Below are 21,472 nucleotides of genomic sequence, written 5' to 3'. Positions count from 1 at the left end.
GTCAGTCTTTTTTCAGATCCAGGCAATAGGTGTAGTAGCCAGTGTCGCGCACCCAGCCCTGGGATTCATACAGGCGTTGCGCAGTGAAGTTGTCGGTGGCGGTTTCCAGGGTCATGCCTTTGCCGCCGGCCAGCTTCGCAAAATCCCGGGCGGTGTTCATCAGCAACTTACCGACCCCTTTGCCCCGGGCGGCGGGCGTGGTGAACAGATCACCGAGCAGCCAGGTGCGATGGGCATTGATCGAGGAGAAAGTCGGGAACAGTTGGACGAAGCCGAGGTTTTCACCGTCGCTGTCACGGGCAAGAAAAATCACCGATTCATCCCGGGCGAGTCGCTCGGCGATGAAGGCGCGCGATTGCGCAAGGTTCGACGGCTGCTGGTAGAACATCCGGTAGGCGTCAAACAAAGGGGTGATCTGATCGATGTGCGATGCGTCGGCGCGCAGGGCCTGAATAGCCATGAGGGTGCTCCATTGCGGTCTCAAGGAATTACAGACTAGCAATGGCGAAGGACCAGCGACGTAAAAAATTCTGAAAGCACCGAGATCTACTGTGGGAGCGAGCTTGCTCGCGATGGCGGCGTGTCAGTCAGCATTAATGTCGACTGATCCACCGTCATCGCGAGCAAGCTCGCTCCCACATAAGATTTCCACATTGGATTGCGGGAGCGGTCAGACCCGCACGTTACGCCCTGGCAAGGAGGTCCGCTGGCTGCTCTCCCAGCCCTCCACCAGCCCCACCGGCACATTCGCTGACGGCAGCATCTGCATCCCACGCACCAGATCCGAGGCGCGCTCGGCGAGCATGATGGTCGGCGCATTGAGGTTGCCGTTCGGCTCGGTCGGGAACACCGACGAATCGATCACCCGCAGACCGGCGATACCGCGCACACGCAACTCGGAATCGACCACCGCCATGTCGTCCTCGCCCATGCGGCACGAACCGCATGGATGGTAGGTGCTTTCCAGGTTGTCGCGCACGAAGGCGTCGAGGTCTTCATCGCTGGTCACCTGCGCGCCCGGGGCGATTTCGCCGTCGCGGAAGCGGTCCATGGCTTTCTGGCCGATGATCTCGCGGGTCAGGCGAATGCAGCGGCGGAAACCTTCGCGGTCCTCTTCCCGCTCCAGGTAGTTGAAGCGGATTTCCGGATGCTCGTAGGGGTCGGCCGAGCGCACCCGCACATAACCACGGCTTTTCGGCTTGTTCGGCCCGGTGAGCACCATGAAGCCGTGGCCCTTGATCGGCTTGTTGCCGTCGTAGCGCATCGCCGCCGGCAGAAAGTGGAACTGGATGTCCGGCCAGCGCAAGCCCTTCTCGGAGCGGATGAAACCACCGGCCTCGAAATGGTTGGTGGCGCCCAGGCCGTCCTTGAACAGCAGCCAGCGCAGACCGATCATCAGCTTGCTCAGCGGGTCCATCTTGCTGTTGAGGGTCACCGGCTCCTTGCAGCCGAACTGGATGTACACCTCGGCGTGATCCTGCAGGTTCTCCCCGACGCCCGGCAGGTCATGACGCACGCCGATCCCGGCCTTGCGCAGCACGTCCGCCGGGCCGATGCCCGAGCGTTGCAGCAGGTGCGGCGAACCGATCGGGCCGGACGAGATCAGCACTTCGCGGTTGCAATACACCTGGTGAGTCTGGCCACCGTGGTCATACATGACCCCCACCGCACGCTTACCTTCAAGAATGATCTGGCGGGTCATCGCATGGGTGATCACCGTCAGGTTCGGACGGCCCATGGCCGGACGCAGATAGGCGTTGGCCGTGGAGCAGCGCACGCCGTTCTTCACGGTCATGTGCATGGCACCGAAACCTTCCTGCATGTAGCCATTGCAGTCTTCGGTCTTGATGTAGCCCGCCTCCGCGCCGGCTTCGACCCAGGCACCGTACAGCGGGTTTTTCATGTGGTTGCCGTTGGTGGTGTGCAGCGGCCCGGTCTGCCCGCGATAGCTGTCGCCGCCCGACTCGTAGCTCTCGGCACGCTTGAAGTACGGCAGGCAGTTGCGATAGCCCCAGCCTTCGGCACCCAGGGATTCCCACTCGTCGAAGTCCAGCGCGTGGCCACGGATGTACACCAGGCCGTTGATCGAAGACGAACCGCCCAGCACCTTGCCCCGTGGGCAGTGAATGCGTCGGCCGTTGAGGTGGGTCTCCGGCTCGGTTTCGTAGCGCCAGTTGTACTTCTTGGTGTTCATCGGGATCGAGAATGCGCTCGGCATCTGGATCACGACGCTCTTGTCGCTGCCGCCGAACTCCAGGACCAGCACCGAGGTGGCCGGGTCTTCGCTCAGGCGGTTGGCCAACACACAACCTGCCGAGCCTGCGCCAATGATGATGTAGTCGTATTTTTGCGTAGCCATTTTTTGCGTGGTCATTCTTTGCGTGGTCATAGTTATCTCCCGACCGTCGATTCAGTGAATACCCGCAGTGGCTGCTGTTTGTGCGTCAGCGTGTCGCCGGTGGTGTATTGCGGGGAGTTTTTCTCGATCTGCTGGATCACCGCTTCTTCGCGTTTCAGATCAATCGAGCGGCTCAGCCAGTAGTACGCCACGCCCGATACGATCAACCCGACCAGCCAGGCGATGTCGATGCTACCCAGCGCCTTGGCGAGCGGGCCGACATACACTTCGCGCTGTTCAACGCCGTCGAAGATGTAGAAGAACGGGATCATCGAGACAAAACCGATGGCATAGGCGGCGATACCGCGCAGTCCCCAGCTGCCGTAGATGTTGCCGTGGGGCATGAAGAAGTGCGGGATGGCGTAGCGGCCCTTGCGCACGAAGAAGTAGTCAGTGAGGTTGACCGAGGTCCAGGGCACCAGGAAGTACAGCATCACCACCAGGTAGATCCCCAGCACCGACAGGCCTTTGCCCGAACTCTGGATGCTCAGGGCCACGCCCAGTTGCAGCAGGATCACGAAGCCGATGGCCAGGATGCGTGCCCTGCGGGTTGGTTCGATGTGCTTGATCGAGTCGACGCAGGTCAGCGTGGTCAGCTTGGCGCTGTAGATGTTCATCGCGATCACCGGCAGGAACGCCAGGATGGTGACCACCACCACCGCCGTGCCCACCAGCGGCGACACGGTGTTGCCGACTTGCCCCAGGGCCACCAGCACGTCAGTGGAGTGCAGGTGATCGGCCAGCCAGCCACCCACGGAAATCATCCACGCACCGGACAGCGACGCCCCGAGGAACACCACGGCAATCAGCTTGCCGCTGGAGGTGTTTTTCGGCAGGTAGCGCGAGTAGTCCGACACATAAGGCGCATAGGCGATGTTGTAGCTGGCGGCCGCTGCAAACTGCGCGATGAAACCGGTCCAGTTGAAACCCAGCGGCTCCCGGGCCACTTCGCCTTCCGCGAGTGCCGGCAGTACTGCATCCGGCACCCAGCCCATCACCACCGCCAAGGTCACCAGGCCATACAGCGGCAACGACAGGTACAACGCCCATTTGAAGCTGCGGTGCATCCAGTCATGACCAAGTATCGCCAGCACCGCCGCCGGGATGGTCACCGCCACCGCGATTACCGCGGGGTTGAACCCGAACAGCGTGTGCAGCCCCTGCATCATCAGCACCAGGTTGACGATGTTGAAGCCGGCGAATACGAACAGCGTGGCGAGCAGTACCAAAATCACCCCGCGATAGCCGAACTGCGCGCGGGACTGGATCATCTGCGGCAGGCCAAGGTGCGGGCCCTGGGAGCCGTGAAACGCCATGAACAGCGTGCCGAACATGATGCCCAGCGTACCGGCCAGCGTGGTCCAGAGCGCGGTCAGGCCGACGCTTGGGCCAACGAAGCCGATGGTCATGGTGAAGAAGGTGAAATTGCCGAGGAACCAGAACGGGCCCTGGCTCGACAGTTTGTCGGTGCGCTCGCTCTCGGGTATGAAGTCAATCGAGTGCCCCTCGACGACGGATTTTTCGTCGAGGCTGGACACGCTCGTGGCGGACTTGGCGTTAGTGTTCATGATGGACTCTTATTGTTGGAAGATCATGACGAGATAACCGCGTTCTTTCGGGTGAACGACTCCCGGGGGGCCTCCATGCCGTTCCCGAATTCAAAGGTGCAATTGCTTTCAACCTTGATGCAAAACCTGTGGGAGCGAGCTTGCTCGCGATAGCGGTAGGTCTGGCAACACAGATGTTGAATGTGCAACCGTCATCGCGAGCAAGCTCGCTCCCACAGGGATTGCATTGTTCCTTGTCTTATCTGATCAGCATCAGCATCAGCATCAGCCCGGCAGCGTGATCCACACCGCCTTGGTTTCGAGCAGGTAATCGAGCTGCTCGGCGCCCAGGTCCTTGCCGAACCCGGACTGCTTGTAGCCACCGAACGGCATCGACGGATCGAGGGTGCCGTGGGCGTTGACATAGACCGAGCCTGCTTTCAAGCGTGGAATCAGACTGTGCACCTTGCCCAGGTCGTTGGAATACAGTGCCGCCGCCAAACCGTAGGGCGAGTCATTGGCCAGGGCCAGCGCCTCTTCCTCGTCGTCGAACGATGCGGTGACCAGCACCGGGCCGAAGATCTCTTCCTGGACAATACGCATATCGTTGCGGCAATTGGCGAAGATGGTCGGCTCAACGAAGAAGCCAGGGCCATCGATCGGTTGGCCGCCGTAGACCAGCTCGGCGCCTTCGGCCTTGCCGGTCTCGATGTATTCGGTCACACGCTGCTTTTGCAGGGCCGAAACCAGCGGGCCGATGAAGCAGTCCGGGTCCAGGCCCGGGGCCATTTTCAGGGTGCGTGTGTAGGCGATCAGCTCACGCAGGAATTCGTCGTAGACGCTGCTATGAATATAGGCCCGTGTACCGGCGTCGCATACCTGCCCGGAGTTGAAAAACACCCCATTGGCGACCGCTTGGGCGGCGGCCGGGATGTCGGCGTCGGCGCAGACGATGACCGGTGATTTACCACCGAGTTCGAGGGTCAGGCGCTTCATGTCATCCAGCGCTGCACGACCGACAGTCTGGCCGACCGGGGTCGAGCCGGTGAAGGTCAGTTTGTCGATACCGGGGTGGGTGGCCATGGCCGCACCGACCACGCTGCCACGCCCGGTAACGATGTTGATCACGCCGTCGGGGATGCCCGCTTCCTGCACCAGTTCAGCAAAACGCAGGGCCGACAACGAAGTCAGTTCGGCGGGCTTGACCACCACGGTGCAACCGGTCGCCAGCGCCGCGCCAAGCTTCCAGGCCATGGTTTGCAGCGGGAAGTTCCACGGCACGATGGCGCCGACCACGCCGACCGCTTCCTTGCGGGTATAGGCCAGGTAATTGCCCGGCAGCGAAGGTTCGACGGTACGGCCGTGCAGCTTGGTGGCCCAGCCGGCGAAGTAACGCAGGGTATCGACGGTGCCCTGGATGTCCACGTCCTTGGCGAAGGCAACCGATTTGCCCATGTCGATCGATTCGATTTCCGCCAGCTCCGCGGCGTTCTGCTCGATCAGGTCGGCCAGGCGTTGCATCATGCGCTCGCGCTCGGCCGGTTTGGCCTGGCGCCAGGCGCCGCCGTCGAACTGGGCGCGTGCAGCTTGCACGGCGCGGTCCAGGTCATCGGTAGTGCCCATGGGAATGCGGGTGATCAGGCCTTCGGTCGAGGGTTCTATAACATCGGAGGTCTGGCCGTCGCTGGCTTCGACCCAGGCGCCGCCGATGAACATTTTCTGGACCTTGCTGAGGAAGGTCTGGGTGGCTTCGCTGACGCCGAATTTTTGCAGGTAACTTTTGACGATCGTGTCCATTTTTGTTCTCTCTGCCCGGCAGTCAGAACCTGCCGGGCTTTTGTGGTTTCGATGATCAGGCTGGAGTCGATTCGCTCTCGGCGGCGGCCCGCACCTTGCCTCGCTCGTGGAAGATGAAACCGATGCTGTTGAGCAGCAGTTGCGCGGCGAGGATCGAGGTCATGCCGGTCGGGTCGTAGACCGGTGCAACCTCCACCAGGTCCATGCCGACGATATTGCCTTTGCTGCGCTTGGCCAGGGCCTGGATGATTTCCAGCACTTCGTAGTAGAGGAAGCCGCCGTGGCTCGGGGTGCCGGTGCCGGGGGCGATGGACGGGTCGAAACCGTCGATGTCGATGGTGATGTAGTAGTTGATGTTCTGCGGGATCAGCGCCAGCACACCCTCGACGCCAAGGCGACGCACGTCACGCACCGAGAGGATTTTCGAGCCGGCTTCGTGGGCCGCTTCGTAATCGTCGCGGTTGGACGACGACACGTTGCGAATGCCCATCTGGGTCATGCCGACGATGTGGTTCATTTCCGAGGCGCGGCGCAGCGGGTTGCCGTGGCCGTAGCGCACGCCGTGGCGTTCGTCGACGAAATCCAGGTGCGCATCGAAGTGAATGATGTGGATCGGACCGCGGCCTTCGAAGGCCTTGATCACTGGCGCGTGTACCGAGTGGTCGCCGCCGAGCACCACCGGCATCACGCCGGCATCGAGGATCTTGCGCACGGCGTATTCGGTGTTCTTGTTGCTGGTGACCATGTCGGTGTGGACGATGTCGGCATCACCGACGTCGACCATGCGCACGTCCGATGCGGTGAGGTACATCACGTCATCTTCGTGGTCGTAGGCGCCGGCGTGGCCGAAGGAAAACAGCGTCGATGCTTCGCGAATCCCGCGTGGCCCGAAGCGTGCACCGGAGCGCCACTGGGTGCCCATGTCGTTGGGCACGCCGAGCACCGCGACGTCGGCATCCAGGGCATCCCAATCGGTGCACACCGGGGATTTGCCAAAGGTGCAATGACCCACGAATGGCAGGTTCAGGCGACCGGATTCATAACCGTTGTTCGACATTTCTAGCCTCTCCACTTCTTGTTATCGGCTTGACGGACTGCAAGGCGACCGCCGTTGGAAAGACTATGGGCGCAGGTTTTCGTGGAAAAAATGCTAAACATCAGATACTCATATCGGCATTCCCGATGCATCCACAGGCCGGAGGTTCAAGATGATCCAGCTGCACGATGTCGACCTGAAACTGCTCAGGGTGTTTGCCACGATTGTCCGCTGCGGCGGTTTTTCGGCCGCACAGGCAGCGCTCAATGCCGGGCAATCGACCATCAGCGAACAGATGACCCACCTTGAAACCCGCCTGGGGGTCAAACTCTGCCAGCGCGGGCGCAGTGGCTTCCGCCTGACCGAACAAGGGGTGGCCATCCATGAAGCCACCCAGCGCCTGCTGTCGGCGGTGGAAAATTTCTGCATGGACGCCGACGTGCTCAAGCAGCACATCAGCGGCAAGCTCAACCTGGGGATCATCGACACCACGATCACCGACCCCGATTCGCCGATCCCGCGCACTACCCAGCGCTTCGTTTCGCGGGGGCATGACGTGCACCTGAACGTGTACGTCGGCACCCCGGCGGAACTTGAAGAACGGGTGCTCGACGGTCGCCTGCACCTGGCCATCGGGCACTTCCCGATCCATGTGCCGGGGTTGCTGCAATCGCCGCTGTACCAGGAAGCCCTGGGCTTGTATTGCGGGCGGCGTCACCCGTTGTATGGCAGCCACGCCGAAGGTGAGGAGCTGCTCGAAGAGGTCGCTGCCGGGCGCATCGTCGTGCGCGGCTACATGCAGCAATACGACCTCGAACACCTGGGCGTGAGCAAGGCGGCCGCCACCGTGGACAACATCGAAGCCACGGCGATCCTGATCATTTCCGGCGCCTACCTGGGTTTTCTGCCGGAGCACTTCGCCGCCCAGTGGGTCAAGAGCGGCGAGATGCACCAGTTGGCCCCGGGGAGTTTGCGTTTGAAATCGCCGTTCGATGTGATCACCCGGCGTGGTACGGCACCGCCACCGATCCTGCAAGCGTTCCTTGAAGACCTGGCCGCCAGCACCCGTAAAACCGGCAAGCCGTGATGCGACACTCGCCAAATTCAAATTTTGCCGGGCATACTGATTCGGTTCGCCAACCTTGCAGGTCCGTCATGCGCATCCACGTCACTTTCATCGACCGCGTCGGCATCACCCAGGAAGTGCTGGCCCTGCTCGGTGGTCGCAGTTTCAACCTGGACGCAGTGGAGATGGTGCCGCCGAACGTCTACATCGATGCGCCGACCCTCGGTGCCGAAGTGCTGGAAGAGTTGCGCGAGGCGCTTTTCGGTGTGCACGGCGTGCAGGCCGTGACCCTGGTCGACATCCTTCCGGGGCAACGGCGGCGCCTGCAACTGGACGCCTTGCTGGCCGCCAGTTCCGATCCGGTGCTGGCGGTGGATGATCGCGGCCATGTGTTGCTGGCCAACCCGGCGCTGATCGCCCTCTGCGGCCGCGAACCGGCTGGTGAGTCGCTGACCACGCTGTTCGACGATGCCGATTTGCAGCGCACCCTGATCGCTCAGCATTTCCGCCTGCCGATGCACGAGGTCAGCCTCGGCGGCCAGACGCTGCTGCTCGACGCGATGCCGATCACCGACGCCGGCGCCCTGCTCACCCTGTATCAACCCAATCGCATTGGCGAGCGTCTGTCGGCGCTGCACCATGACCATGCCGAAGGCTTCGATGCGCTGCTCGGCGAATCGCCACCGATCCGTGCGCTCAAGGCCCGCGCCCAACGGGTGGCCGCCCTCGATGCGCCGCTGTTGATCCAGGGTGAAACCGGCACCGGCAAGGAGCTGGTGGCCCGCGCCTGCCATGCCATCAGCCCCCGGCACGATGCGCCGTTTCTCGCCCTGAACTGCGCGGCACTGCCGGAGAGCCTCGCCGAAAGCGAGCTGTTCGGCTACGCCCCCGGCGCCTTCACCGGCGCGCAACGGGGCGGCAAGCTCGGCCTGCTGGAACTGGCCGATCAGGGCACGGTATTCCTCGATGAAGTGGGGGAAATGTCGCCCTATCTGCAAGCCAAGTTGCTGCGTTTTTTGAGCGATGGCTGTTTCCGCCGGGTCGGTGGCGACAAGGAAGTGCGGGTCAATGTGCGGGTGCTCAGCGCCACCCACCGTGACCTGGAAAAAATGGTCGCCGAAGGGCGTTTTCGCGAAGACCTGTTCTACCGTCTCAACGTGCTCAACCTGCAAGTGCCGCCGCTGCGCGAGCGCGGTCACGACATCCTGCTGATGGCCAATCACTTCATGCAGCAGGCCTGTGCGCAGATCCAGCGACCGGCGTGTCGTTTGGCACCGAGCACCTTCAGCGCCCTGCTCGGCAACCGCTGGCCGGGCAACGTGCGGCAACTGCAAAACGTGATCTTTCGCGCGGCGGCGATTTGCGAAAACCCGCTGGTGGACATCGATGACCTGGACATTGCGCGCACGGCGGTAGAGCGGCAAAACGACGGCGAAGTCGGCAGCCTGGAAGAGGCGGTTGGCGACTTTGAGAAGAACCTGCTGGAACAGCTGTATCGCAGCTATCCGTCCAGCCGGTTGCTGGCGGCGCGGTTGCAGACTTCCCATAGCGCGATTGCGATTCGCTTGCGCAAGTATGGGATTCCCAGCAAGACCTGAGCTATCTGTCGGAACACATTTTCACCGACAACACATTCCCCTGTGGGAGCGAGCTTGCTCGCGATGAGGCCGTGTCAGTCGATATCAATTTTGCCTGTCACACCGCAATCGCGAGCAAGCTCGCTCCCACAGGGGATCAGTGTTGTTGCTGAATTCTTTGTCTGCAAATCGATACAGCGTAGCGAAATCAAGACAAAACCTTTCCCATCCCGCATTTACGGCGTCTGCGCCCACAGCCCTGCTTGTCTGTACTGATTTCAATACGGATGAAATCTCTCGCACTTCACATAATCACGCCAAACCATTGATTTAAAACAACTAATAAACCTTGGCACCGCCCTTGCTATCACTCCTGCAACCCAGCTCGTCGCCCCGCCACGAGCCTAAAAACAATAAGGAGTTGATATGAGCGAATTGCGTTTTACCGTCGATCACGAATGGTTGCGCCTTGAGAGCAACGGCCTGGTCACCGTCGGCATCACCGAGTTTGCCCAGCAGGCGCTGGGGGATGTGGTGTTTGTTCAGGTACCTGAATTGGGCACTTTCGACGCAAGCGCTGAAGTGTCGGTACTGGAATCGGTGAAAGCCGCCAGCAGTATCGGCATGCCGCTGGACGGTGAAGTGGTCGAGATCAACACGACACTGGAGAGCACCCCGGAACTGGTCAACGAAGACCCATTGGGCGAAGGCTGGTTCTTTCGCTTCAAACCGGTCGATGCCTTGGCGTTGAGCGATCTGCTGGATCAAGACGCCTACGAACGCCTGACCGCAGAACACGCCGACGCTTGAAGCCCAAACCTTCCACACAAGGACCACACCATGTTCAGCAAGCACGACCAGATCAAAGGCTATGACGACGAACTGCTGGCGGCGATGAACGCCGAGGATGCGCGGCAGGAACACCACATCGAACTGATCGCCTCGGAAAACTACACCAGCCAGCGGGTGATGGAGGCACAAGGCAGCGGCCTGACCAACAAGTACGCCGAAGGGTATCCGGGCAAGCGTTACTACGGCGGCTGCGAGCACGTCGATGTGGTCGAGCAACTGGCCATCGACCGCGCCAAACAACTGTTCGGTGCCGATTATGCCAACGTCCAGCCGCACTCCGGCAGCCAGGCCAACGCGGCGGTTTACCTGGCCCTGCTGCAAGCCGGCGACACCATCCTCGGCATGAGCCTGGCCCACGGCGGTCACCTGACCCACGGCGCTAAAGTGTCGTCCTCGGGCAAGCTGTACAACGCCGTGCAGTACGGCATCGACACCAACACCGGCCTGATCGATTACGACGAAGTCGAGCGCCTGGCCGTCGAGCACCAGCCGAAGATGATCATCGCCGGATTCTCGGCCTATTCGAAGACCCTGGACTTCCCGCGCTTCCGCCAGATCGCCGACAAGGTCGGTGCGCTGCTGTTCGTCGACATGGCCCACGTCGCCGGCCTGGTGGCGACCGGTCTGTACCCGAACCCGCTGCCCTACGCCGACGTGGTCACCACCACCACGCACAAGACCCTGCGCGGTCCGCGTGGTGGTCTGATTCTGGCCAAGGCCAACCCGGAGCTGGAGAAGAAGCTCAATGCCGCGGTATTCCCCGGCGGTCAGGGTGGCCCGCTGATGCACGTGATCGCCGCCAAGGCCGTGTGCTTCAAGGAAGCGCTGGAGCCGGCGTTCAAGACCTATCAGGCGCAAGTGATCCGCAACGCCCAGGCCATGGCGCAGGTATTTATCGAACGCGGTTACGACGTGGTGTCCGGCGGCACCGACAACCACCTGTTTCTGGTCAGCCTGATCCGCCAGGGCCTGACCGGCAAGGACGCCGACGCCGCTCTCGGGCGTGCCGGCATCACCGTGAACAAGAACGCCGTGCCCAACGATCCGCAATCGCCGTTCGTGACCTCGGGCTTGCGCATCGGTACGCCGGCGATCACCAGCCGTGGCTTCAAGGAAGCGCAGAGCATTGCCCTGGCTGGATGGATTTGCGACATCCTCGATCACCTCGGCGATGCCGATATCGAGGCCAATGTCGCGCGCCAGGCGGCCGCCCTGTGCGCCGACTTCCCGGTTTACCGCGACTGAGCACACACAACAAAAACCCTGTGGGGAAAACCCTGTGGGAGCGAGCTTGCTCCGGGCGGCGTTCCGACGATGAGGCCAGTACATCCAGCATTGATGTTGAATGTAAGTCCGCCATCGCGAGCAAGCTCGCTCCCACAGGGGTCTCCCACAGGTTCAGTACCCTGCTGCACAAGGAAAGCATCATGAATGCCATTGTCGAATCAACCGGCAAGAGCCCGGCCAAAGTGGAGGTCGGCACCAAACTGCGCGGTGCGGAAAAGGTCGCGCGGATTCCGGTGAAGATCATTCCCACGGATGAATTCCCGCGCAAACCCGACTGGATTCGCGTGCGCATGCCGATCTCTCCCGAGGTCGACCGCATCAAGCAACTGCTGCGCAAGCACAAGCTGCACAGTGTCTGCGAAGAAGCCTCGTGCCCGAACCTCGGTGAATGTTTCTCCGGTGGCACCGCGACCTTCATGATCATGGGCGACATCTGCACCCGGCGCTGCCCGTTCTGCGATGTCGGCCATGGCCGCCCCAAACCACTGGACACCAACGAGCCAATGAACCTGGCCGTGGCCATCGCCGAACTGCGCCTGAAGTACGTGGTGATCACCTCGGTGGACCGCGACGATTTGCGCGACGGCGGCGCCCAACACTTCGTCGATTGCCTGCGGGAAATCCGCAAGCTGTCGCCCGGTGTGCAACTGGAAACCCTGGTGCCGGATTATCGTGGCCGCATGGACGTGGCCCTGGCGATCACCGCCAACGAGCCACCGGATGTGTTCAACCACAACCTGGAAACCGTACCGCGCCTGTACAAGGCCGCGCGGCCGGGGTCGGACTTCGAGTGGTCGCTGGACCTGCTGCAGAAATTCAAGCAATCGGTGCCGCATGTGCCGACCAAGTCCGGCCTGATGCTGGGCCTGGGCGAAACCGACGAGGAAGTCATCGAGGTCATGCAGCGCATGCGCGAGCACGAGATCGACATGCTGACCCTCGGCCAATACCTGCAACCCTCGCGCAACCACTTGCCGGTGCAGCGCTTCGTGCACCCGGACACCTTTGCCTGGTTCGCCGAGGAAGGTACACGCATGGGTTTCAAGAACGTGGCGTCCGGGCCGCTGGTGCGGTCGTCCTATCACGCCGATCAACAACTTCATGGAGGTACGGACGGTTTCAAGCCATGATGGAATGACTGGTCATGCATGGAGCCGTTCCCGATGTCGCGTTCACCCTGCCTGTTGTTGCTGTGCCTGAGCCTTGCAACGCCGTGCATGGCCGACGAGCCGAAACCCGGGCACATGGTGTATGTGCACAGTGTCGCCCCGGGTATCGAGCAGGACATCCGCTACGCCAGCGCGCACAATTTCACCGGGCACCCGCTCGACGGCTACCAGGCGGCAGAGTGTCTGCTGTCGCAGGACGCTGCAAAGGCATTGGCCCGAGTGCAAAGCGCACTGCAAGCCGAAGGCTACGGCTTGAAAGTATTCGACTGCTATCGCCCGACCCGCGCGGTGGCGGACATGGGCCGCTTCGCCAGCGAACCCGGCGACCCGCTCAAGACCGAATTCTATCCACGGGTCGACAAGCAAAACTTCTGGCGCCTGGGTTATGTGGCCCGGGTGTCCAATCACTCCCGGGGCAACACCGTCGACCTGACCCTGACCGGCCCCGATGCCCTGCCTGCCGATACCTGGACGCCTTCGGTCACGCCAGTGGATTGCACGGCGCCTTATGGCGAGCGCTGGCACGACGGCGCGCTCGACATGGGCACCGGTTTCGATTGCTTCGATGAGCGGGCGCACACCGACTCGGCACTGATCAACGCCACGGCCAAAGCCAATCGCCAGCGCCTGACCAGTGCCATGGCCAAGGAAGGTTTTGTGGGTTATTCGGCCGAGTGGTGGCACTTCACGTACAGCGGGAATCCGCAGAAGCCGGACGTCATGGACTTCCCCATCACGCCGCTTGCACCATGAACATTCCGCTCAAAACCCTGTTGGTAGCGTTTTTTCCGCTGGCCGCAATGGCCCAGGGACTCGATGGCAGCGACCAACTGATCGTGGTCACCAGTAAAAGCTGGGATGACATCCAGGGTACTGCCCAGCGCTATGAACGGCGCGGGCAGACCTTCCAGAAATTCGAAGCGCCCTTCGCAGTGGTGCTCGGCAAGAACGGCTTGGGCTGGGGCAAGGGGCTGCTCGATATCGGGCAGCCTGAAGGGCCGGTCAAACAGGAAGGCGACGGCAAGGCGCCGGCTGGAATGTTCAAGCTGGGCACAGCGTTTGGCTACGAGCCTTCGGCCGAAACCCGCCTGCCTTATCTCCCGTTGACGCCAACCATCGAATGCGTGGATGACAGCCAGTCCACGCGTTACAACGAACTGGTCGACGCAGCGGTCGTGGAAAAAGGCTGGAGCAGCTCCGAACGGATGCGCCGCTCGGATGAGCTGTACCGCCAAGGCATCGTCATCCAGCACAACACCCCGGCCACGCCCGCTGCCGGGTCATGCATTTTCTTCCACATCTGGCGCAGCCCCACGGCGCCAACCCGTGGCTGTACGGCCATGGACCCGGCGAACATTGCGCGGTTGCTCGACTGGCTGGACCCGGGCAAATCCCCGGTGCTGGTGCAACTGCCGCAAGCGCAGTACGAGCGGTTGCGTGAGCGCTGGAAACTGCCGAAGCGCTAACTGGTAAACGCTGAACCTGTGGCGAGGGGGCTTGCCCCCGTTGGGGCGCGAAGCGGCCCTAAAAGATGGGCCTGCTGCGCAGTCCAACGGGGCGATGCGGCGTTCCGACAAGCCCCCTCGCCACAAATACGGGTATTAACCCCGCTCAACCACCACCGCACTCATCGACGGCTTGGCCAGCGCGTAATAGATAACCCCCGGCACCAACAGCCCGACGATCCAGGAAATATCCACCCCGCCCAGTTGCGCAACCATCGGCCCGGAGTAGAAATGGGTATCGACAAAGGGCAACTGGATCAACACGCCGATCACGTACACGCTGACCCCCAGCACGTTCCAGCGACCATAGCGCCCGTTCGGGTCGGACAGCGCAGGAATGTCGTAACGCTCCTTGTTGATGAAGTAGTAATCCACCAGGTTGATCGCGCTCCACGGGGTGAAGAACGTCAGCAAAAACAGGATGAAGTACTTGAACGAGTTGAGGAACGAGTACTGCCCCAGCAATGCCAGCGTGGTGGACGCCGCGACGATCAGCAGCACGAACAGCATGCGCTGGCGGGCGGTGATTTCCAGGCGACGACGAAAGCCACTGATGATGGTGGCGATGCACATGAAACTGCCGTAGGCGTTGAGGGTGGATACCGTGACCTTGCCGAAGACAATGCTCAGGTACAGCAAGGACGCGATCACCCCGGTGCTGCCCAGGCCGACAATGGTCGCCACTTCGTGCCCACGGAAATTGGCCCCGGCCAGTGCGGCGGCGAACACCCCCAGCACCATCGAAGTCTGCGCTCCCAGCACCGTGCCGAGGCCGACAGCGGCGAAGGTTTTCCACGACGAAGTCTTGCTCGGCAGGTAGCGCGAGTAGTCCGCCACGTAGGGGCCGAAAGCGATCTGCCAGGACGCCGAGAGCGACACCGCCAGCAGGAAGGTGCTCCAGCCAAAATGACGATTGTCGAGCAGCAGGCCGATGTCGTTGAGGGTCATCAACCGGGTGAACAGGTACGCGAAGGCGATGATGCCCAGCACGCTGGCCACCCGCCCGACCAGGTGAATCACCCGATACCCGAAGATCGTCAGGAACGCGATGCACGCGGCGAAAATCAGGATGCCGGTGCTGTCGCTGACACTGATCAATTGCGCGATCGCCTGCCCCGACAACACCGCGCCGGTGGCGCTGAAACCCAGGTACATCAGGCACACCAGGACAATCGGAATCGCCGCGCCATACACCCCGAACTGCACTCGGCTGGAGATCATCTGCGGTAAGCCTAGCTTCGGCCCTTGCGCCGCGTGCAGCGCCACCACGGCACCGCCCAGCACTTGCCCGATCAGCAAGCCGATCAGTGACCAGAACACATCGCCACCGAGCACCACGGCCAGGGCGCCGGTGACGATGGCGGTGATCTGCAGGTTGGCGCCAAGCCACAGGGTGAACTGGCTGTAGAGACTGCCGTGGCGCTCAGCCTCGGGAATGAAATCGATCGAGCGGGTCTCGATCAGGGGACTGCGTTGCGCACTCATGACGGTGTTTCCTTTGAGGAACTGTTTTTGTTGTCAGGGACGAAATTCAAAAAGCTTTGGTTGCGCTGGCTACAACCGTCGCCGAGCAGAGGTCGTCATAGCCGTACCAACTGCTGCACTCGCTTTTCGACAAGTCGGTGTCGACATAGCTCAGCCCCCAGGTGACGCCGACAAAGTCGCGGGTCAGCTTGGCTTCCCACTCGTAGTAAGACTCACGACTATCGCCATTGGCGGACCAGAACGCGGGGTCATTCACATCGTTGCGCCCAAAGCGCAAGTCCAGGCCGACTTCGGCCGGCAAGTCGATTTTGTAGCCCAGGTAGGTGTAAAGGGTGTCCTGGTCCTCGCCGAAGAAGTTCGGCGTGTCCTTGGAGTAATAGGCACCCAGCTTCACGCCGTACAGGTCGAGGACGGCGTAGACCTCGCTGAGGTTGAATTCGGAGTTCTTCGGGTAGTCGTACTTGATGTAGCCCAGATCGAGGCTGATTGCGTCGGTCGCCTGCCAGTAGTAACCGGCGTAGTACTCACGCTCCTGGCGGGTGTCGAAACCACCGCCGAAATCGACGTTGGAGGTCCAGGCGCCGATGTACAGGCCGCTGCTGTGCAGCAGCGTCGCGCCGCCCTGCACCGCCGGATCGCCCTGGGTTTGCGAGATGCCCCGGGTACGGTAGTCGCTGACGACGCCCAGGGTCATGTCCAGGCTGAAATCATCGTTGAGGGTCAGGGCCTGGCTGGTCAGGGGGATCAATGCCAGTGTCGCGAGGGTCAATGCTGAAAATGCGTTCATACAGTTCTCTTGTTGTTATGGCGTACGGTGAATTCCAGGCATGGCGATGCCCGGCCCCTCGCGCTACGAGGGGCTGGCGGTTTTTTTGCGTGTGTCGGGTGTACGCAGGTCAGGACGCGGGGGCGTAGACCTGCTTGCCGGCGAAGAAGGTGTTCAGGACTTTGGTTTCGAACAGGTCGTCATCACTGACCTTGAACACATCACGGTCGAGGATGATCAGGTCGGCCTGCTTGCCCGGTGCCAGCGAACCGATCTGCTGCTCCAGGCGCAGGGTTTTCGCCGCGTTGAGGGTGTAGGCATAGAACATGGTCTGGCGGTCGATGCTTTCCTTGGCATTGAGTACGCCCAATGGCCCTTTGCGCGTGCTGGCCTGGGCAATGGCGTTGAACGGATTGGCGCTCGACACCGGCCAGTCGCTGCCACCGGCAATCGTCGCGCCGGCGTTATGCAGGGACCGCGCGGGATACTGGTAGCCGTAGGCAAAGGCGCTGATGTAAGGCTTGACCAGTTCGACGGTGTAGGACTCGCCGGTGGCCCACAGCAGTTGCATCGAGGCAATCACGCCCAGTTCTTTGAAGCGTGGAAACTCCTTGGGATTGACCAGTTGCAGGTGCGCGATGCTGTGGGGCACGGGCGGCGGGCTCAGCTTGCGCGCATAGGCCACGCCATTGAGCGCTTCACGCACCGCGCGGTCACCGACGGCATGCATGTGTACGATCCAGCCACGCTTTTCCGCCGCCACCACCAGTTCACCGAAGTGCGCCGGGTCGGTCAGCAACTGACCATTTTTATGGCTGTTCTTGAACGGCACGATGACCGCGGCGGTCTGCCCCGGGAATTCGAGAATGCCGTCGACAAACACCTTGATGCCGGGGAACGTCAGGTTAGGCACGCCCTCGAATTGCTTCATCACCGTGGCGATCACTTCCAGGTCGGCGGGTTTGCTCTTCGGGTTGGTGACCATCAACGCGGCGACGTGGGCGCTGAGTTCGCCGTTCTGCGCCAGTTCCTTGTACAGCGGCAGCACGCCGACACTTTCGGCGGTGGCATGGAAATCGAACAGCGAATCTTCACTGCCGCCGTTCGCCGCCGCGTCCATCCAGGCCGTGACGCCGTATTGATTGTTGATCTTCACCGCCTCGCGAGCAGCCTTGAGCATGGCTTCCGGGCTGGCCGCCGGAATACCGTTGCGCACCACGTCCCAGCGGGATTCGGCGAAGTAGCCGTTCGGCGTGAAGTCTGCTTCATGGCCGATGTAGCCGCGTTCTTTCTCCGGCAGGCTTTTCACCAGTGCCGCGTCGATCTTCAGACGCTTGAGCATCGCGGTGTTGGCCCAACCGGTGTGGCCGTCGATGCCGCTGAAGACGATGGGCTGATCGGCCCAGCGTCCCTGGTTGAACAGCTTGCCCAGTTCACGACTCTTTTCCCAGTAGGCCGAACTGACCCCGGCCACGCTGATCACATCACCGGACCGGGCACGTCCGGCCTTGTCCTCGTCGATCAACCATTGCTCCAGTTCCGGCAAGGCTTTGACCTCGTCCAGCAGGTTGGCCTTCATGCTGTCGAACGCCGCCACCACCGGGTGGCTGTGGGTGTCGATCATGCCCGGCATCAACACCTTGCCGGCCAGGTCGATGCGTTGGGTCTTGGCGTCGGCCAGGGCATTGATTTCGGCATCGCTGCCCACTTTCAGAATCTTGCCGTCTTGCACCGCAACAGCCTGCACCAGCGCCTGGCCGGGTTCGGCGGTAAAGACCTTGCCGTTGAACAACACAAGGTCAGCGGCGGCCATCGCTTGTACCGAGGACAAAGCCAGCGCGGCGGCTAACAGGTTTGGAATGAATCGCATCGGAACGCTCTCTGGTTTTTATTGGGCGGATCGGGAAGTGACGACTTGGGAAGCAACCTGCGGCGCCAGCCCAAGGAACGGCGCCTTGGCCCACACGACCTTGCCGCCGACCAGCGTCAGCAGCACGTCGTTGCGGCCCAGTTCCTCCTCGGGCACCTGCATGAAGTTCTTGTCGAGCACGATCAGGTCAGCGAACTTGCCGACTTCGACCGAACCCAGCACCGCGTCCAGCTTCAGCTGTTCGGCGGAACTGAGGGTGATGCTGCGCAGCGCTTCGGCTCGCGACAGCGCCGGATCGGTGTTGAGTCGCCCGGCATACTTGGGGCCATAGCTGTGCGGATTGGTGGGGTCGCCGGAACGGGTGACACCGACTTTCAACGCCAGGAACTCATCGAGGGGATCGACCGGCCAGTCGCTGCCAAACGCTACTCGGCCGCCGGCATGGGCGATGCTGCCCGAGGGTTCCATGCGCGCAAAACGCGCGGCACCGAGGTGATCACGGGTGCCGTCTACCGTGGACGGTGCCTGCTGCGCCCACTGGAACGACATGGTCGCGGTCACGTCCAGTGCCTTGAAACGTGAATAGTCGGCAGGGTCGACCGACTCGGCGTGCGCGATGGCCGGGCGGAAATCAGTACCGGGCAGTTCCTTGCGCACATAGGCGACGCTGTCCAGTGCATCGCGCACCGCGCGCTCGCCGGTTGCGTGCAGGTGCGGATCGAGACCGGCCTTGACCGCTTGCAGCAACAATGGATTGAGCACTGACGGCGGGAAGTACAGTTCGCCCAGGTTCTTGCCCGGCGTCCACTTCGGCGCCTGGTCGGTGCCGCTGTTGTGCAGGTACGGGGTCAACATGGCGCCGGTGTCCGCCGGGGCATTGATGATGCCGTCCATGAACAGTTTGACGTGACGCATGTTCACGCCCGGTGCGACGTTCATGTCGCCCTGGTCATAGGTGCTGGCCAGGGCCTTGGCCTCGGCGATGGTTTTCACCGGGTCGGCGGCAGCGGCGGCCGGGTCCAGTTTGATCGCCAGCAAGGCCCGGGCGGTCAGCTCGCCGGTTTTTTGCAGGCTGGTGAAGGCCTTACCGTTTTCCGGGCCGGACAGCGCATCGAAGAAACTGGTGATGCCTTGCTGGCGCATGGCGTCGAGGGCTGCGCGAACCTGATTGAGTTTTTCCGCGTCGGTGGCAGGCGGCACCACGGCGGCCAACGATTCGGCGGCGCCGTCTTCACAGATGCCGTTTGGATTGCCGGCGCTGTCACGTCGGTATTTGCCATCTTCGGGGTCGGCGGTGTTCTTGTTGATCCCGGCCAGCTCCAGGCCGCGAGAGTTGGTCAGCACGGTGTGGAAATCGGTGGAGCGCACCTGGATCGGGCGCTTCGTATTGAGCGCGTCCAGGGTCGATTTGTCGGCGTCGCCATCGAGCCCGGTCATGCCGATGCGATCCCAACTGCCCACTTCCAGCCACACATCCGGCCCCTTGTCCTTGTCGGCATCGAGGCAGGCCTGGATGCTCGCCTGAAACTGCGCGCGGGTCAGGGTCTGGTATTTCAGGTCGCACAAGGTCATGGCCCGACCGCCATCCCCCGGGTGCATGTGCGCATCGACGAAGCCCGGCATCAGCATGCGCCCGGCCAGGTCGATCAGTTGTGTTTGCTTGCCGATGTAGCCGTCGACCCCGGCATCGCTGCCGACATAGACGATCTTGCCGCCCGAAATGGCAATGGCCTGCTGTATGGAATTCTGGCCATCGACGGTGTAGACGTAGCCATTGCGCATGACCGTGTCGGCGGGTGTCGCCGCCAACGCCATGCCGGAAAATGCCGTCGTCGCCGCAACGGCGACAAAAAGCCTGGAAAGTCTCAAATGCCTCACCCCTGTTCTTATTGTTTTGAAGCGGCCCGAAGCGATTGCGCCAGCCCCTGATAGACAGGGCCTACCCTATAGGGCGCAGCGTTCGAATGGACCTCTGCAAATGAGGAGGGGTCAGGCAAATAGTTGAAACGGCTGTGGTTAATCCCGGCGCACGGACTCCGTCAAAGCATTCGGTGAACGCAGGACAGAACCCAGCTCCACCTTGCTTTTCACACCGAGCTGCAAGTAGCAATTGCGCAAGTACGTACGCACGGTTGCCGGGCTCAAAGCGAGCATTTTGGCGATCTCCTTGTAGGAGTGGCCGGCCGCGAACAGCATCGCCGCCGTGCGTTCCCGTGGTGCCAGGCCATCTCCGCCTGATGGCGCATCGAGGGAAAGGATGACGTGTTCGGCGTTAGGGGTGAGGGTCAGGGCGCAACGGCCCAGACGAATCACACAGGGCGCCTTCGGCAGCTGCACGATCACCTCGTCCGGCAGCATTGAACCGCTCCAGCCGGGCAGTTCGCGTTGAATGGCGGCGCACAACCTGGCACCTACATACAGCAGGCTGCCGTCCATGCGCGCCACGCCAGAATCACTCGCGCCGTTTTCACTATCGAAGCGAATCATGTCTTGCACCTGGAACCGCCACAGCTGGAACAGGTGATCGCAAAACGCCGAAAACAGCTCGGCTTCGTTCTCCTCGAACGCCTGCTCATCCAGGCCACGGTAGAGACAGACGAAAAACATCAGGCCGCTTTCGGGCAGCTCGTAGGTGATGCTCATCAAGTGGTAGAGATCGTAGCGCCGGGCAAAATCGTTGACCGCCTCGCACGGGTCGTTGAAACCCTTGTCGCGCACCACCTCGCCGGGGCGGGTCAGCGTGGCATGGGAGAACTGATCGTTGGCCGCCACCGGATGCCACTCGGCGGCAAAGGATTCGGGGAGATTGATGCTGCCATGCATCCAGCTCTGGGGGGGCACATCAGGACCTGGCGTCGACATCTCGCCCCACCAGGCAGACGCGAAGGGCACCAGGGGACCGAATGCCCGCAGGCCATCGGCGATGAACCGCGACGCCCCGCTCTCCCGCGCCAGCCGGCCAAGGTGCAATACGCAATGATTGAACGCCTTCAGCGTGGTCAGCGACGTATCGTCGACTTTCTTTCCCTCCTCCATCATGGCGATCCCGTTCACTGCATGGTCTGTTGTTTCGACGATGCCATAGGGCCGGGAATGGCGTCCAGTTCGCCGTGACAT

17 protein-coding genes are annotated in these 21,472 nt (G+C 61.9%); 7 read left to right on the top strand and 10 right to left on the bottom strand.

The window, feature by feature from the left end; translation table 11 throughout:
• Window position 1: 1 nt before the first annotated feature.
• The 5 genes from ACM6IK_RS23435 to speB form a co-directional block, all read right to left on the bottom strand.
• The gene (locus tag ACM6IK_RS23435; RefSeq protein ID WP_414876198.1) at window positions 2–460 is read right to left on the bottom strand and encodes a GNAT family N-acetyltransferase; all 459 of its coding nucleotides are present in this window, start codon (window positions 458–460) and stop codon (window positions 2–4) included.
• A 210-nt stretch (window positions 461–670) separates the two neighbouring features.
• Entirely contained in the window at window positions 671–2,359 is a 1,689-nt protein-coding gene (betA, locus tag ACM6IK_RS23430; RefSeq protein WP_414876348.1) for a choline dehydrogenase, read from the bottom strand.
• A 32-nt stretch (window positions 2,360–2,391) separates the two neighbouring features.
• A complete protein-coding gene (locus ACM6IK_RS23425) occupies window positions 2,392–3,966 on the bottom strand; it encodes a purine-cytosine permease family protein (RefSeq protein WP_414876197.1) in 1,575 nt (524 codons plus the stop codon).
• Between the two features lie 264 nt (window positions 3,967–4,230).
• Window positions 4,231–5,742, bottom strand: a complete 1,512-nt coding sequence (locus tag ACM6IK_RS23420) for an aldehyde dehydrogenase family protein (protein WP_414876196.1) — start codon at window positions 5,740–5,742, stop codon at window positions 4,231–4,233.
• 55 nt (window positions 5,743–5,797) lie between these two features.
• The gene (gene speB, locus ACM6IK_RS23415; protein ID WP_053164389.1) at window positions 5,798–6,799 is read right to left on the bottom strand and encodes an agmatinase; all 1,002 of its coding nucleotides are present in this window, start codon (window positions 6,797–6,799) and stop codon (window positions 5,798–5,800) included.
• Between the two features lie 151 nt (window positions 6,800–6,950).
• Between speB and ACM6IK_RS23410 the strand changes: the two genes are divergently transcribed.
• The 7 genes from ACM6IK_RS23410 to ACM6IK_RS23380 all read left to right on the top strand — a co-directional run bounded on the left by ACM6IK_RS23410 (window position 6,951) and on the right by ACM6IK_RS23380 (window position 14,195).
• Window positions 6,951–7,865: a LysR family transcriptional regulator gene (locus tag ACM6IK_RS23410; protein WP_414876195.1), complete on the top strand. Its 915-nt coding sequence runs from the start codon at window positions 6,951–6,953 to the stop codon at window positions 7,863–7,865.
• A 68-nt stretch (window positions 7,866–7,933) separates the two neighbouring features.
• Window positions 7,934–9,442: a sigma-54-dependent transcriptional regulator gene (locus tag ACM6IK_RS23405; RefSeq protein WP_414876194.1), complete on the top strand. Its 1,509-nt coding sequence runs from the start codon at window positions 7,934–7,936 to the stop codon at window positions 9,440–9,442.
• Window positions 9,443–9,847: 405 nt separating this feature from the next.
• On the top strand, window positions 9,848–10,231 hold the full coding sequence (gene gcvH, locus ACM6IK_RS23400) for a glycine cleavage system protein GcvH (protein WP_414876193.1): 384 nt from the start codon (window positions 9,848–9,850) through the stop codon (window positions 10,229–10,231).
• Between the two features lie 30 nt (window positions 10,232–10,261).
• A complete protein-coding gene (glyA, locus tag ACM6IK_RS23395) occupies window positions 10,262–11,518 on the top strand; it encodes a serine hydroxymethyltransferase (RefSeq protein ID WP_414876192.1) in 1,257 nt (418 codons plus the stop codon).
• 182 nt (window positions 11,519–11,700) lie between these two features.
• The gene (gene lipA / locus ACM6IK_RS23390; protein WP_414876191.1) at window positions 11,701–12,690 is read left to right on the top strand and encodes a lipoyl synthase; all 990 of its coding nucleotides are present in this window, start codon (window positions 11,701–11,703) and stop codon (window positions 12,688–12,690) included.
• A gap of 33 nt (window positions 12,691–12,723) precedes the next feature.
• Entirely contained in the window at window positions 12,724–13,482 is a 759-nt protein-coding gene (locus tag ACM6IK_RS23385) for a M15 family metallopeptidase (protein ID WP_414876190.1), read from the top strand.
• Complete coding sequence (locus ACM6IK_RS23380) at window positions 13,479–14,195, top strand: L,D-transpeptidase family protein (RefSeq protein WP_414876189.1); 717 nt, start codon at window positions 13,479–13,481, stop codon at window positions 14,193–14,195. The genes ACM6IK_RS23385 and ACM6IK_RS23380 overlap by 4 nt, the downstream gene beginning before the upstream one ends.
• Before the next feature lie 135 nt (window positions 14,196–14,330).
• On the opposite strand, the gene ACM6IK_RS23375 is transcribed toward ACM6IK_RS23380, so the two are convergent.
• The 5 genes from ACM6IK_RS23375 to ACM6IK_RS23355 all read right to left on the bottom strand — a co-directional run bounded on the left by ACM6IK_RS23375 (window position 14,331) and on the right by ACM6IK_RS23355 (window position 21,391).
• A complete protein-coding gene (locus ACM6IK_RS23375) occupies window positions 14,331–15,719 on the bottom strand; it encodes a purine-cytosine permease family protein (RefSeq protein ID WP_414876188.1) in 1,389 nt (462 codons plus the stop codon).
• Window positions 15,720–15,765: 46 nt separating this feature from the next.
• Window positions 15,766–16,506: a TorF family putative porin gene (locus ACM6IK_RS23370; RefSeq protein ID WP_108217888.1), complete on the bottom strand. Its 741-nt coding sequence runs from the start codon at window positions 16,504–16,506 to the stop codon at window positions 15,766–15,768.
• A 109-nt stretch (window positions 16,507–16,615) separates the two neighbouring features.
• A complete protein-coding gene (locus ACM6IK_RS23365; RefSeq protein WP_414876187.1) occupies window positions 16,616–18,355 on the bottom strand; it encodes an amidohydrolase in 1,740 nt (579 codons plus the stop codon).
• Between the two features lie 18 nt (window positions 18,356–18,373).
• The gene (locus tag ACM6IK_RS23360) at window positions 18,374–20,170 is read right to left on the bottom strand and encodes an amidohydrolase (protein ID WP_414876347.1); all 1,797 of its coding nucleotides are present in this window, start codon (window positions 20,168–20,170) and stop codon (window positions 18,374–18,376) included.
• A gap of 201 nt (window positions 20,171–20,371) precedes the next feature.
• On the bottom strand, window positions 20,372–21,391 hold the full coding sequence (locus ACM6IK_RS23355) for a helix-turn-helix transcriptional regulator (protein WP_414876346.1): 1,020 nt from the start codon (window positions 21,389–21,391) through the stop codon (window positions 20,372–20,374).
• Window positions 21,392–21,472: the final 81 nt, after the last annotated feature.

Source organism: Pseudomonas sp. IT-196MI5 (genome assembly GCF_949767415.1).
GTDB lineage: Bacteria > Pseudomonadota > Gammaproteobacteria > Pseudomonadales > Pseudomonadaceae > Aquipseudomonas.
The sequence above is the reverse complement of the archived record's forward strand: the minus strand, read 5'-3'. Positions and strand labels throughout refer to the sequence as shown.